Source organism: Arthrobacter sp. Z1-9 (assembly GCF_054792695.1).
Genome location: NZ_CP096456.1, coordinates 2,265,671 through 2,279,115, shown reverse-complemented (window position 1 = coordinate 2,279,115; position 13,445 = coordinate 2,265,671). Strand labels below are relative to the sequence as shown.

The window sequence follows — 13,445 nt, the reverse complement described above, 5'->3', positions numbered from 1 at the left end:
GAGGCCAGTAACACTGACACACCGCAGTTATTTGGAAGGACACAAGTGGCTAACAACACTCGTGCTCGCCGTCAGGCCCGCCTCTCGCGGTCCCTCGGCATCGCTCTGACCCCCAAGGCCGCCAAGTACATGGAGCGCCGCCCGTACGGCCCCGGTGAGCATGGCCGTGCCCGCAAGAAGCAGGACTCCGACTACGCAGTACGTCTGCGCGAAAAGCAGCGCCTGCGCGCCCAGTACGGCATCCGCGAAGCACAGATGACCCGTGCCTTCGAAGAAGCCCGCCGCACCAAGGGCCTGACCGGTGAAAACCTCATCGAACTGCTCGAAATGCGCCTTGACGCCCTGGTCCTGCGTGCCGGCTTCGCCCGCACCATCGCCCAGGCCCGCCAGCTGGTTGTGCACCGCCACATCATGGTTGACGGCGTCCGCGTTGACCGCCCGTCGTTCCGCGTCGGCGAGGGCCAGCTGGTCCACGTCCACAGCCGCAGCGAAACCATGGTTCCGCTCCAGGTTGCAGCAGCCGGCGCCCACCGCGACGTCCTGCCCGCCGTTCCGGCATACCTGGACGTCAAGCTGGAAGCCCTTCAGGCACGCCTGGTCCGCCGTCCCAAGCGCTCCGAGGTCCCCGTGACCTGCGAAGAGCAGCTGGTCGTCGAATTCTACGCACGCTAAATCACAGCAGCGTCTACAAAGAAGCCCGTGGCAAGCGCCGCGGGCTTCTTTGTATGTAAGGTACTTGGGGGACATCTGCGGGAATGCGCTTCACGACGCATCCGACGGGTGGAACGAACCACAGAATTTCGAGGAGATGAACGTCTATGTCTGGTGGCGATATTGCCGGCCTGATCGCTGCCGGAGTATTTGCGCTCCTGGTGCTGCTGCTTGCCGTGCCCATCCTGAAGCTGGGCAAGGTCCTTGACGAGGTCCGCACCTCCATCAGGTCCCTGAGTGACGGTGCCACGCCGCTGATGGACGAGGTCACGGCCACCGTGTCCACCACCAACCAGCAGCTGAAAAAGGTGGACGGCATCTCCTCCAACGTCTCTGACGCGTCAGCGAACCTGTCGGCACTGTCCTCCCTGATCGCCGCCACCGTTGGTTCCCCGCTCATCAAAGTGGCAGCGTTCAGCTACGGCGTCCGCACCGCCCTGGCCAACCGCAAGAAACCCGCTGCCGGCCGCCGCAGCCGCTGAACTTCGGAGAACTTAGAATGAAACGACTTGTCTGGATGGGAATCGGCGTGGCGATCGGAGTCATCGCCTTCCGCAAAGTCACCGAAGCGCAGGCCACCATGCAGTCCACCCTTGGCCCCCAGGGCCTCAACCGGGCAGTAGGCCGGCTGGCCGACGGCGTCTACGACTTCGCGGACGCCATCCGGGACGGAATGCGTGAACGGGAAACAGACCTCCGCGCCGCCCTCGGGGTGGAGTCCGGGGAACTGGTCCGCCGCTGACCGGCAACCGGCCAGCCGCAGCCCGGCCCCGGCAGTCAGAACCAACCGGCAGCAACCGTGCCTACGGAACTGCCAAGCGAACGAACCTCCGCGCATCTGCGCGGACCAAGAAGGGTAAGTAAACAGCTCATGAAGTCGCAGGAGATCACTAAGCGCTGGGTGGACTTTTTTGTCAGCAAGGGCCACACCGCGGTTCCCTCCGCATCGCTGGTCTCCAGCGACCCCTCGCTGCTGTTCACGGTTGCCGGCATGGTTCCGTTCATCCCGTACCTCACCGCCCGCGAAGAACCGCCCTACTCCCGCGCCACCAGCGTGCAGAAGTGCATCCGCACCGGTGACATCGAGGAAGTGGGCAAGACCGCACGGCACGGCACCTTCTTCCAGATGTGCGGAAACTTTTCCTTCGGCGATTACTTCAAAGAAGACGCCATCAAGTTCGCCTGGGAACTGCTGACCACAAGCGTGGACGACGGCGGCTACGGCCTCGCGCCCGAACGGCTGTGGGTGACGGTTTACGAAGAGGACGACGAAGCCAAGGAACTCTGGCTGAAGAACACCGGCGTTCCTGCAGAGCGCATCCAGAAAATGGGCAAGTCCGACAACTACTGGCACACGGGCCAGCCCGGTCCTGCCGGCCCCTGCTCGGAGATCTACTACGACCGCGGCCCCGCGTACGGCGTGGAGGGCGGCCCGCTGGCTGACGAAACCAGGTACATCGAGATCTGGAACCTTGTGTTCATGCAGTACCAGATCGAAAACGTCCGTTCCAAGGAAGACTTCGATGTTGTGGGCGAACTGCCCAAGCGCAACATCGACACCGGCCTTGGCATGGAGCGCCTGGCCATGATCCTGCAGGGCGTCGAGAACATGTACGAGACCGACCAGGTCCGTCCCGTGATCGACAAGGCCGCCGAGCTCTCGGGCAAGGAATACACGTCCGCCGAAACACCTGACGATCCGCACCACACCGATGACGTGCGCATGCGCGTGGTGGGCGACCACATCCGCTCGGCACTGATGCTGATCTCCGACGGCGTCACCCCCTCCAACGAGGGCCGCGGCTACGTCCTCCGCCGGCTCATCCGTCGTGCGGTGCGTTCCATGCGCCTCCTCGGCGTCGAGCAGGCCTGCCTGCCGGAGCTGCTGCCCGCCTCGCGGGATGCCATGAAGGGCGTTTACCCGGTGGTGGACACTGACTTCGCCCGCATCAGCCGCATCGCCTACGCCGAAGAAAAAGCGTTCCTGCGCACCATCGCTTCCGGCACCGCCCGCCTTGAGGACGCCGTCAAGGAATCGAAGGCCGCCAACAAGCCGCTTTCGGGTGCCGACGCCTTCGCCCTGCACGACACCTACGGGTTCCCCATCGACCTCACGCTGGAAATGGCCGAGGAGGCGGGGCTCCAGGTGGATGAGGCAGCCTTCCGCAGTCTGATGCTGGAGCAGCGCAAGCGTGCGCAGGCTGACGCGAAAGGCAAAAAGGGCGGCCACGCCGACCTCAGTGCCTTCCAGGAGTTTCTCGCCCAGGGCGAGACGGTCTTCACCGGTTATACCGAGCTCGACGGCGAATCCCGGGTCCGCGGCATCCTCACCGGGGGACAGCGGGTACAGCAGGCGTCCACGGGCGACGAGATCGAACTCGTGCTTTCCGAGACCCCGTTCTACGCAGAGGCAGGCGGCCAGGCCGCCGATACCGGGCTCATCACCGGTGACGGGTTCGTTGTCGAGGTCCTTGATGTCCAGCGCCCGCTGAAGGGGCTGAGCGTCCACAAGGCCATTGTCCGCGAAGGCGAAATCGGCGCTGACTCGCTGGTGCGTGCCGCCGTCGACCGCGAACGCCGCCATGCCGCCGAACAGGCCCACACCGGCACGCACATCGTGCACGCCGCACTGCACCAGATCCTCGGGCCGGAGGCCACCCAGCGCGGGTCGTACAACAAGGCGGGATACCTCCGCTTCGACTTCGCCTGGGGCGAAGGCCTGAGCACCGCCACCCGCTCCGAGATCGAAGAGGTCTCAAACCTCGCCATCCGGAACAACTATGCCGTGGAAACCAAGGTGATGGGACTGGCCGAGGCCAAGGCCCTGGGCGCCATGGCTCTCTTCGGCGAGAACTACGGCAGCGAAGTCCGCGTTGTGGAGATCGACGGCGCGTGGTCCCGCGAGCTCTGCGGCGGAACACACGTGGCCAACACTTCGCTGATCGGCAGCCTCTCGCTCCTGGGCGAACAGTCAGTCGGTTCGGGAAACCGGCGCGTCGAGGCCTTCGTGGGAATGGATGCGTTCCGCCACCTCGCCGCCGAGCGTGCCCTGGTGACCGAGCTGACCGACATGCTCAAGGTACCGTCCGGCCAGCTGGCCGACAGGATCGCCGCAACCCTCGCCAAGCTCAAGGCTACGGAGAAGGAGCTCGACAGGCTCCGCAAGGAACAACTGGCTGCTTCCGCCGCCCAGCTCGTCAACAGCGCCAAGGATGCCTCCGGGGTCAGCGTCATTGCCCACGACGCCGGACAGGTCAGCGGCGCGGACGACCTCCGCGGCCTGGCGCTGGACCTGCGGAACCGCCTGGGGTCGGCTGCCGCTGCTGTGGCTGTTGCCGGCGTCGCGAATGACCGCCCCGTGATCCTGGTGGCCACAAATGAAGCCGCGCGGGAAGCCGGCGTCAAGGCAGGTGCCCTGGTACGGCTCGCCGCAGGCATCCTCGGTGGCGGTGGCGGCGGCAAGGACGACGTAGCCCAGGGCGGCGGGACGGACGCCGGCAAGGTGGCCCCTGCCCTGGCAGCGGTCGTGGACGCCATTTCGGGGCGATAAACCTTCCATGACCAATCCAACAGCGGCCGGCGGCAGCCCCCAGGGCATCAAACTGGGGGTCGACGTCGGCACGGTCCGGGTGGGTGTGGCCATCTGCGACCGCGATTCAATCCTGGCCACGCCGTACAAGACGCTGGACCGGAATGCGAAGAAGAACTCGGATGTGCGGGTTATCGCCAACCTGGTCGAAGAACTTGGCGCTGTGCAGGTCATCGTGGGCCTGCCCCGGACCATGAAGGGCGAAGAGCACGCTTCCGCCAGGATGGCCACGGAGTACGCCGAGTTGCTGGCCGCAGAGCTGGCAACCCGGGCGCTGGCCGTGCCGGTAAACCTGGTGGACGAGCGCCTGAGCAGCGTTACGGCGCATCGCAACCTCCATGAAGCTGGCATGAGCAGCCGGAATCACCGTAAAGTAGTTGATCAGGTCGCGGCGGCAGGCATCCTTCAGCACGCCCTCGACATGCAGAAAGCCAGGGGATCGGATGTCGGCCGACGCGTGACGGCGCCCTCCCCTTCCGTGGACGCGGGGGTCCGCGAGGTGGATCAGTCCATCTCTGCCACCCCGGACACGGACCGATCTTCAGATGATGGAAGGCAACAGTGAGTCCTGCCAATATTGACGACGCTTCCGGCCCCTTGGATGCCGGGGCTACGCGGCCGCTGACCCGCAAGGAAATCCGGGCGCGCGAAAAGACCACCGACACCGGACTCCAGGGCGCCGTGCCCGAGCAGGCCTACGAAACGGGACACGACGTTCCGCCACCGCCCTCCGAGCCGCCCGCCTCCGCCGCGCCACCGGTTCCTTCGGCACGTGAAGAACACCCGGTTCCGGCCGCTCCGGAAACGCCACCATCCATCCAGGACGTTCCCAACGGGGCGAAAGCCGCAGGGCAGCACCCGGAAAACGACGTGCACCACGAGTACGTGCACCCCGCGGATACAGACCGTTCCGGGGTTCCGGACGACGACGCGCATTACGACGCCGTGCCCGCTTCGTACCCTGAGCACGCCCTCGCAGGCCACCAGCATTCAACACGCGGGCACTATGACGACGATGCCCGCTTTGCGGAGGGGCACCACTACCAGGAGGGCGTGCACCACGACGATGCCCTCCATCACGAGGGGCACTATGAGCACGGGCAGTACGACGATGCGCACCACGAGGCCGGGCACCACGAGTTCCTGCCGGGCGCTGCGGCAGCGCCCGTAGTGGTAAAGCCCTCGAAAAAGGTCCGTCGCCGCCGTCGGTTGCTGGCGCTGTTCCTCACACTTGCGGTTTTCGTCACGGCCGTCGCCGTCGGCGCCCAGTTCCTGAAGCCATTGCTGGGCAATGACAAGCCCAGCGACTTTCCGGGCCCCGGTTCGGGCGAGGTGATGGTGACGGTCGAGAACGGGGAAGGCACCCGTTCCGTAGCCAGCAAACTGGAGGGCGAGCGGGTCGTGGCGAATTCCGACACGTTCCTCCAGGCATTCAACGCCTCCGGCGGGGTACTGGCGCCGGGGGACTACACCTTCAAGACGGAGATGAAGAACTCCGATGCCGTCAACGTCCTGCTCGGCAAGGACAAGACGAAGGTGATCTACTTCGCCCTGAGCGCCGGTCTGCGTATCGGTGAGTCTCTGCAGGCCATCTCGGAAGGGTCCGGCATTTCCATTCAGGACCTGCAGGCCCTCAGCAACCAGCCGGCGCAGTTCGGGCTGCCCGCAACGGCCAAGAACCTGGAAGGGTACCTGGCTCCGGGCGAGCACCGTTACCCCTTGGGTACCCCGGCAAAGGACATCCTCCAGTCACTGGTCAAGACCACCGTTGACGAGCTGGAATCACAGGGGATCACTGATCCTGCCAAGCAGTATGAGGCCGTCATCGTGGCCAGCATCGTGCAGGCGGAAGGGGGCCAGGCAGAATACGGGGACGTAGCCGGGGCCATCTACAACCGCCTCAAGCCCAATGACCAAACCGGCGGTTTCCTGCAGGTGGACTCAGCTGTCACTTACGGCCTGGGAACCAAGAGCTACAACTTCACGGACGAACAGCGCCAGGACAAGTCCAACCCGTACAACACCTACGCGAATCCGGGCTTGCCTCCGGGGCCCATCGGTTCACCGGGAAAGACAGCCATTGATGCTGCCGCCAAGCCCAAGTCCAACGACTACCTGTACTGGGTGACCATCAACCTGGACACCAAGGAGACGAAATTCTCCCGCACCCTGGCTGAACACAACGGCTACGTTGAGCAGTACAACGCCTGGTGCACAGCGAACGTCGGCCGCTGCACATGAGCCTGCGGGCAGCCGTCCTTGGCCACCCCATCAGCCACTCAAAGTCACCGGCACTGCATCATGCGGCGTACAGCCGCCTCGGAATCGGCATCAGCTATACGGCCATCGACGTCACTGAGCAATTGCTGCCGTCGCTGATGAGGCAGATACGGGATCAGCCAGGCTGGCGGGGCCTCTCTGTCACCATGCCTTTGAAGGCCGCGATGGTCAGCGAGGTGGACGAAGTCCGCGGCGTTGCCCGGACCCTGGGCGTGGTGAACACCGTGTCCTTCGAGGAGTACGAGGGGGGTTCCCGGACCATCGGGTTCAACACGGACGTCACGGGAATTGTTAACGCTGTCCGTCACGCGGGCGGGCACACGCCCGCAGCGCCTGTCATCCTCGGCGGAGGCGGCACGGCAGCCGCTGCCGTTGCCGCCCTGAAGGAGCTGGGAGCCGGCTCCGCCCGGCTCTTCGTCCGTGACCCCTCACGCACGGGCGACGTGCGCGCCGCAGGAGAAAGCCTCGGACTTTCCCTGGAGATCCGCCCGCTTACGGAGGCCGCGAAAGCAACGGCCGCTGCCGACGTTGTCATTTCCACCCTGCCGCCGCGCGCGGCGGACGGGCTGGCGGCCGAAATCGCGGCGCTGAAAACTTCCACCCCCGGCGTTTTGCTGGATGTGGCCTATGATCCCTGGCCCAGCCTGATCGCGCACGTGTGGGAGGCCGGCGGCGGCGCCGTGGTGCCCGGCCTCGAAATGTTGCTGTACCAGGCGGTGGAACAGGTACGCCTGTTCAGCCGCTTTGAAGAGGAAGTTAACGCATCCGTCATAGATGTGATGTGTGACGCAGTCGGCCTTCCCCGACGGGCGTTGTAACCGCCATACGTGGCAGGATGGAAAATATGTTGCGTTGGTTGACTGCCGGTGAATCCCATGGTCCGGCTCTGATGGGAATTATTGAAGGCGTCCCCGCCGGTGTGGAAATCACCAGCGGGCACATCGCTGATTCACTGGCCCGCCGGCGCCTGGGCTACGGACGCGGCGCACGCATGAAGTTTGAACAGGACGTTGTGACCATCCTCGGCGGCGTCCGGCACGGACGCACCCAGGGCGGCCCCGTCGCCATCCAGGTGGGCAATACGGAATGGCCTAAATGGGAGCAGATCATGTCTGCCGATCCCGTGGATGCCGGGCTGCTCGCCGACCAGGCCCGCAACGCGCCGCTGACCCGCCCCCGGCCAGGACATGCAGACTTCACCGGAATGCAGAAGTACGGCTTCGACGAGGCCCGGCCCGTCCTGGAACGCGCCAGCGCCCGCGAGACTGCCACCCGCGTGGCGATGGGTACGGTCGCTGCGCAGTTCCTCAAGCACCTCGGCATCGAACTCGTCAGCCACACCGTTTCCATCGCAACCGTTACCGTGCCCGAAGGCAGGCCGCTGCCTGTTCCCACGGACGTGCTGGCCCTGGACGCGGACCCGTTGCGCTGCTTCGACCGGGAAACGTCCGACGCAATGGTGGCCGAGGTGGATGCCGCGCACAAGGAAGGCGAAACCCTGGGCGGCGTGGTTGAAGTCCTCGCCTATGGACTTCCGCCGGGACTCGGCAGCTATGTGCACTGGGACCGCAGGCTCGACTCCCGCCTCGCAGCAGCGTTGATGGGCATCCAGGCGATCAAGGGCGTGGAGGTCGGCGACGGCTTCCTGACCGCTGCGCGCCGCGGTTCGGCTGCCCACGACGAGATCGTCCGGGATGCCGACGGGCGCATTGTCCGCACCAGCAACCGTGCCGGCGGCATCGAAGGCGGCATGAGCATCGGCGATGTGCTGCGTGTCCGCGCCGCCATGAAGCCCATCGCTACCGTTCCCCGCGCACTGAAGACCATCGACGTCAGCACCGGCGAACCCGCGAAGGCACACCACCAGCGCTCCGACGTCTGCGCCGTCCCGGCCGCCGGCGTGGTGGCAGAAGCCATGGTGGCACTGGTCCTGGCTGAAGCGGTCACCGAAAAGTTCGGCGGCGACTCCGTGGCGGAAACCGCACGCAACATCAAGGGTTACCTGGACAGCATCCCGGCGTCCCTGGACTCGATCGGCCAGTAAGTGCCCCATAGCAACAAAACCGCGTCCCTGGGCCGCCCGGTGGTCCTCATCGGGCCCATGGCCGTCGGTAAATCCGCTATTGGGCAGCAGCTAGCCCAACAGCTCGGTGTGCCTTTCGTGGACACCGACGCCGTCATCGTGGCAGCCCATGGCTCCATTTCCGATATTTTCGCGGGACGCGGCGAGCACGCCTTCCGCGAGATAGAGGCGCGGACAGTGGCCAACGTCGTGGAAGCGGCGGAAGGCACACCCACCGTCATCTCCCTTGGCGGCGGCGCTGTCCTTGACTCCGGTACCCAGCAGCTGATCAGCCGCTGCACCGTGGTGTACCTCGAATGCGACGCCACGACAGTGGCCGGCCGCATCGCCCGCAATTCGGGGCGGCCGCTGCTGGCGGGGGACGCAATGGGCCGCTGGACGGCAATGTTCGCCACCCGCAAGCCGGTATACGAACGGCTGGCAGATATCACCCTGGACGTGCGCTCCGGCTCGGTTTCCGAGCTGGGACGCCGACTGGAAGCAGCACTGCGGGACTACGCAGCTGCCAAACAGGAAGTTGAAAAGTGAGCGCGGAATCAACAATTATCAAGGTCACCGGCGAATCCGCCAGTAACAACTACGACGTCGTAGTGGGGCGTGGACTGCTGGGGAACCTTCCCGGCCTGCTCGGTGAGCGCGTGCGGCGGGTCCTGGTGATCCACCCCCGGGCCTTGCGGCTCACCGGCGACACCGTCCGGGACGAGCTTGCGGAAGCAGGATTTACGTCCCTGACGGCGGAGATTCCCGACGCCGAAGAAGGCAAGCACATCCAGGTTGCGGCGTTCTGTTGGCAGGTCCTTGGGCAGAACGACTTCACCCGCTCCGACGCTATTGTCGCCGTGGGGGGAGGCGCAGTCACAGACCTCGCCGGCTTCGTCGCCGCCACCTGGCTGCGCGGCATCAAGGTCATCCACATGCCCACCAGCCTGCTGGGCATGGTGGACGCCTCGGTGGGCGGCAAAACCGGCATCAACACAGCCGAAGGAAAGAACCTGGTGGGCGCCTTCCACCCCCCGGCGGCCGTCCTGGCAGACCTGGACACGCTGGACACCCTGCCCAAAAACGAGATCATCTCCGGAATGGCGGAAGTCATCAAGTGCGGCTTCATCGCCGACCCCGCCATCCTCGACCTCATTGAGAAGGACCCGGAAGCGGTGGTGGACCCGCAGTCGGCCGTCCTCCGTGAACTCATTGAGCGGGCAATCGCCGTGAAGGCAAACGTTGTCTCCGAAGACCTCAAGGAGTCGGGCCTGCGGGAGATCCTGAACTACGGACACACGCTGGGCCACGCCATCGAACTGGTGGAACGCTACTCCTGGCGCCATGGTGCCGCCGTCTCCGTGGGCATGATGTTCGCCGCCGAACTTGCCCGCAGCGTCGGCAGGCTCAGCGACGCCGATGCCGACCGGCACCGCACCATCCTGGAGACCCTGGGCCTTCCCGTCACCTACCGCCGGGACCGGTGGCAGGGCCTGCTGGACGGGATGCGCCGGGACAAGAAGTCCCGTGGAGACCTGCTGCGCTTCGTTGTCCTGGACGGCATTGCCAAGCCGGGGATCCTTGACGTGCCGGACACGTCTCTGCTGTTCGCCGCCTACCAGGAGATCGCTTCCTGATGCTCGGCGACCTGGCGGGAACAGCGGACTGGCCGGAGGCCGGCTTCCCGGGCATCCGCATCAACCCCGAAACACTGCTGCCGCAGATCGTGAACGAGGACGCCTGCCGGGAAGCGCTGGCAGTATCCACCGACCCCGCGGACCACATCTTTGTGCTGCTGGTGGAAGGGCATGCGGCGGAGGCTGCCGAACTGCTGGCCGAGGCGCGTTTCAGGGACCCCGAGTCCTTCAGGCTGCGGGCCTTCGAGGCCGAAGTGCTGAGGGTTTCCAACCGGCTGGACCGGGCCGTGGAGCTGTTCCGGCAGCTGCTCGCCGAAGTACAGGGGACGCCCCGCGAGGCGCTGGTCCTGCAGTTCCTGGGCAAGACCCAGTACAGCGCGGGACAAACGTCGGCAGCGGTTGAATCGTTCGCCCGCGCGCTGGACCTGCGCGTGGCCGAGTCCGCGGATGCCGCGTTGATCTACTCGTCCACCGTGGCGCTGCAGCGTGCCCGGGACGTCCTGGACCTGGCCTGCTGATACCGCCGGCGGGGGCGGTCCGAAAGGCACCCGCCGTTTTACCGGTAGAATAGTTCTTGAATTTTTTCGAAGACTCGATTTTTGACAAATACGCGCTGGCAAGCCGATTGGCAGGCCTGCCCGGCATACAACGTCTGAGCACGCGACCAGACATAGAAACCAGAGGAAACCAGTGGCAACCACTAACGACATCAAGAACGGAACGGTCCTGAAGCTTGAGGGCCAGCTCTGGAACATCATCGAATTCCAGCACGTCAAGCCGGGCAAGGGCGGCGCCTTCGTTCGCACCAAGATGCGCAACGTGATGTCCGGAAAGGTCGTGGACAAGACGTTCAACGCCGGGCTCAAGATCGAGACCGCCACCGTGGACCGCCGCGACTACCAGTACCTGTACCAGGATGGCGCGGACTTCGTGTTCATGGACACCTCCGACTACGACCAGATCACGGTTTCCGGCGCTACCGTGGGCGACGCCACCAACTTCATGCTGGAAAACCAGATGGTCAACATCGCCATCCACGAGGGCACCCCGCTGTACATCGAACTGCCGCCCAGCGTCGTCCTCGAGATCACCTACACCGAGCCCGGCCTGCAGGGTGACCGTTCCTCGGCCGGCACCAAGCCCGCAACCCTGGAAACCGGCTACGAGATCCAGGTCCCGCTGTTCATCGAGAACAACACCAAGGTCAAGGTGGACACCCGCGACGGCAGCTACCTCGGCCGGGTCACTGAGTAGTGAGCGCACGCGGTAAAGCCCGTAACAGGGCCCTGGATGTCCTTTTCGAAGCTGAGCAGCGCTCCGTTTCGGCCTTCGACGTGCTCCGGGCGCGCCGGGAGAAGACTGACCAGATCGTCAACCCGTACACCCTGGAAATCGTTGAGGGCGTCCTGTCACAGCAGGCGGCTATCGATGAGTTCCTCGAAACGTACTCCCAGGGCTGGACCCTGGAGCGGATGCCGTCTGTTGACCGCATCATCCTCCGGATCGGTACCTGGGAGCTGTTGTACAACGACGACGTCCCCGACGGCGTGGCGGTGAGCGAAGCGGTTGCGCTGGCCAAGACACTGTCCACCGACGAGTCGCCGCAGTTCATCAACGGCCTCCTGGGCCGGCTGCAGCAGCTGAAGCCTTCCCTGCTCGCTTAGCCGGCAGGAAAGCGAAAGGGCTGGCCTCCACAGGTGTGGAGGCCAGCCCTTTCGCAGTTAACCCGCCGACGGCTTCCGGGCTGAGGTGCAGCAGCGTTTAATGGGCGACGGCGGCCCGCAGGGCCAGGATGCGCTGCAGCTGCTGCCTCTCCTCCGCCTGGTGCAGCTGGACGTCGCGGCCGCTGAGGATACGCTGGCGGGTGTTGGCCAGCTGCGTGGCCGCCTTCAGGAATTCCTTCATCTGCCGCTTCCTGCCATAGCTGCCCGCCCAGCTCAAGGCGGTCCGTCGGCCTCCCAACGTGGCCAGGAGCTCCACCTCCGCCGGGGTGAACCAGCCGGCGGCGGAGTATTCGAGCAGGCGCTGGCGGGTCAGCCGTTTCTCCGCAACACGCAGGAGGATGATGCCGCCTATGGCGAGGAAGAAGAGGGGAACCTGGACCAGGATGTAGTCCACCAGGAAGCCCTGGCCCATGCTGTTCCAGCGGTTGTGCAGGAACATGGCCGGCAGCAGCCCCACGAAGAAAGCGGCTACGGAGGCGCCCGCATGCCAGCGCCGCGCGGCGAAGCCCATGATGAGCCCGGTGGTGCCGGTGAAGATGGCGTGCGCGAAGGGGGACATCACGCCGCGAAGGAAAAACACCTGGGCAAACTCACTGGCAGGGTCTGCCGATTCGGCAATGGCCCTGCCGAAATACAGGATGTTCTCCGTGAAGGCGAAGCCCCCGGCAATAGTGAACGCGAAAACCACCCCGTCCACCGGCCCGTCGAAGTGCTTCCTGGCCAGCAGGAGCAAAAGCAGCAGCCCCAAAGATTTCGCGAACTCTTCCACGATGGGCGCCTGGACCGTAGCCATGTAGGTCTGCAGGTCCGCTCCGTCCGACAATTGGAATCCCAGCACAAAAAACGGCTGGATGAGCAGGGTGACGGCGATGGATACCGCAGCGCCCCAGGTGAAGGCGAAGTAGAGGAGCCGCTTGGGCTCGGGTTCCCACTTGTCGATGACGTACACGGCCAGCAGGACCACCGACAGGGGAATGAGCGAGGCCAGGAAACCCACCAGGAAGCCGGCCGGACCTGTGTTCGAGAGCAGGAAAGGCACCACCAGGAAGAGGCTCAGGAAAGCCAGCGCACTGCCGCCGATGGTCAGTCCCAGCAATCCGCCGCTGCGGGTCCGGCCGGCATGGACCATCGTTCCCTGGACCGGTGGCGGCACCACGGTGTCCACGGGCCGGCCCTGATGCCCCGGCGCCAACCTGTAGTTCTCCGGCTGCACCTGCCCCATCCAGCTTGGGTTGGCCCCGCGGGGGAGCGGGGCACCGCCTTCACGGTACGGATCTTCGGGCGGCCCGGACGCCGGGTAGCGGGGATGCATCGACATACCCGAAAGCCTAGGTGGCTCCCGCCGCACGTCCAAGGACCCCCGGCACGGGCCTCAGGAGTGTGACCATCAACGCGTCGAACCGGCACAGGTCCCGCCAGGCCTATGTGGTAATTTTGGAACG

The 13,445-nt window shown here is 65.3% G+C and carries 14 protein-coding genes; 13 read left to right on the top strand and 1 reads right to left on the bottom strand.

Going from position 1 to position 13,445, the window contains the following annotated elements; all coding sequences use genetic code 11:
* Nucleotides 1-45: 45 nt before the first annotated feature.
* From rpsD to nusB, 13 genes are all read left to right on the top strand, one after another.
* The gene (gene rpsD, locus M1D93_RS10485) at nt 46-672 is read left to right on the top strand and encodes a 30S ribosomal protein S4 (protein WP_066276228.1); all 627 of its coding nucleotides are present in this window, start codon (nt 46-48) and stop codon (nt 670-672) included.
* A 146-nt stretch (nt 673-818) separates the two neighbouring features.
* Entirely contained in the window at nt 819-1,193 is a 375-nt protein-coding gene (locus M1D93_RS10480) for a DUF948 domain-containing protein (protein ID WP_306633788.1), read from the top strand.
* Between the two features lie 17 nt (nt 1,194-1,210).
* The gene (locus M1D93_RS10475) at nt 1,211-1,453 is read left to right on the top strand and encodes a hypothetical protein (protein WP_461171515.1); all 243 of its coding nucleotides are present in this window, start codon (nt 1,211-1,213) and stop codon (nt 1,451-1,453) included.
* 129 nt (nt 1,454-1,582) lie between these two features.
* Nucleotides 1,583-4,261, top strand: coding sequence for an alanine--tRNA ligase (alaS, locus tag M1D93_RS10470; protein WP_461171514.1), 2,679 nt, complete (start codon nt 1,583-1,585; stop codon nt 4,259-4,261).
* Nucleotides 4,262-4,268: 7 nt separating this feature from the next.
* The gene (gene ruvX, locus M1D93_RS10465) at nt 4,269-4,865 is read left to right on the top strand and encodes a Holliday junction resolvase RuvX (protein ID WP_461171513.1); all 597 of its coding nucleotides are present in this window, start codon (nt 4,269-4,271) and stop codon (nt 4,863-4,865) included.
* Nucleotides 4,862-6,541, top strand: coding sequence for an endolytic transglycosylase MltG (gene mltG, locus M1D93_RS10460; RefSeq protein ID WP_461171512.1), 1,680 nt, complete (start codon nt 4,862-4,864; stop codon nt 6,539-6,541). The genes ruvX and mltG overlap by 4 nt, the downstream gene beginning before the upstream one ends.
* Entirely contained in the window at nt 6,538-7,398 is an 861-nt protein-coding gene (locus tag M1D93_RS10455; protein ID WP_461174989.1) for a shikimate dehydrogenase, read from the top strand. Before mltG ends, M1D93_RS10455 begins: the two co-directional genes overlap by 4 nt.
* A gap of 26 nt (nt 7,399-7,424) precedes the next feature.
* Entirely contained in the window at nt 7,425-8,624 is a 1,200-nt protein-coding gene (aroC, locus tag M1D93_RS10450) for a chorismate synthase (protein WP_461171511.1), read from the top strand.
* A gap of 57 nt (nt 8,625-8,681) precedes the next feature.
* Entirely contained in the window at nt 8,682-9,191 is a 510-nt protein-coding gene (locus M1D93_RS10445; protein ID WP_461174988.1) for a shikimate kinase, read from the top strand.
* Nucleotides 9,188-10,279: a 3-dehydroquinate synthase gene (gene aroB, locus M1D93_RS10440; RefSeq protein ID WP_461171510.1), complete on the top strand. Its 1,092-nt coding sequence runs from the start codon at nt 9,188-9,190 to the stop codon at nt 10,277-10,279. Before M1D93_RS10445 ends, aroB begins: the two co-directional genes overlap by 4 nt.
* A complete protein-coding gene (locus M1D93_RS10435) occupies nt 10,279-10,797 on the top strand; it encodes a tetratricopeptide repeat protein (RefSeq protein ID WP_461171509.1) in 519 nt (172 codons plus the stop codon). The genes aroB and M1D93_RS10435 overlap by 1 nt, the downstream gene beginning before the upstream one ends.
* Nucleotides 10,798-10,969: 172 nt before the next feature.
* Nucleotides 10,970-11,533, top strand: a complete 564-nt coding sequence (efp, locus tag M1D93_RS10430; protein ID WP_050054941.1) for an elongation factor P — start codon at nt 10,970-10,972, stop codon at nt 11,531-11,533.
* On the top strand, nt 11,533-11,943 hold the full coding sequence (gene nusB / locus M1D93_RS10425; protein ID WP_387546847.1) for a transcription antitermination factor NusB: 411 nt from the start codon (nt 11,533-11,535) through the stop codon (nt 11,941-11,943). Before efp ends, nusB begins: the two co-directional genes overlap by 1 nt.
* A 97-nt stretch (nt 11,944-12,040) precedes the next feature.
* On the opposite strand, the gene M1D93_RS10420 is transcribed toward nusB, so the two are convergent.
* Nucleotides 12,041-13,321, bottom strand: a complete 1,281-nt coding sequence (locus tag M1D93_RS10420) for a PrsW family intramembrane metalloprotease (protein WP_461171508.1) — start codon at nt 13,319-13,321, stop codon at nt 12,041-12,043.
* Between the last annotated feature and the right edge of the window lie 124 nt (nt 13,322-13,445).

Excerpts from the sequence above, each read along its gene's own strand:
- M1D93_RS10455 (WP_461174989.1), top strand. The coding sequence starts at position 6,538 with ATGAGCCTGCGGGCAGCCGTCCTTGGCCACCCCATCAGCCACTCAAAG.
- M1D93_RS10435 (WP_461171509.1), top strand. The coding sequence starts at position 10,279 with ATGCTCGGCGACCTGGCGGGAACAGCGGACTGGCCGGAGGCCGGCTTC.
- aroC (WP_461171511.1), top strand. The coding sequence starts at position 7,425 with ATGTTGCGTTGGTTGACTGCCGGTGAATCCCATGGTCCGGCTCTGATG.
- M1D93_RS10420 (WP_461171508.1), bottom strand. The coding sequence starts at position 13,321 with ATGTCGATGCATCCCCGCTACCCGGCGTCCGGGCCGCCCGAAGATCCG.
- ruvX (WP_461171513.1), top strand. The coding sequence starts at position 4,269 with ATGACCAATCCAACAGCGGCCGGCGGCAGCCCCCAGGGCATCAAACTG.
- M1D93_RS10480 (WP_306633788.1), top strand. The coding sequence starts at position 819 with ATGTCTGGTGGCGATATTGCCGGCCTGATCGCTGCCGGAGTATTTGCG.
- M1D93_RS10445 (WP_461174988.1), top strand. The coding sequence starts at position 8,682 with ATGGCCGTCGGTAAATCCGCTATTGGGCAGCAGCTAGCCCAACAGCTC.
- alaS (WP_461171514.1), top strand. The coding sequence starts at position 1,583 with ATGAAGTCGCAGGAGATCACTAAGCGCTGGGTGGACTTTTTTGTCAGC.
- M1D93_RS10475 (WP_461171515.1), top strand. The coding sequence starts at position 1,211 with ATGAAACGACTTGTCTGGATGGGAATCGGCGTGGCGATCGGAGTCATC.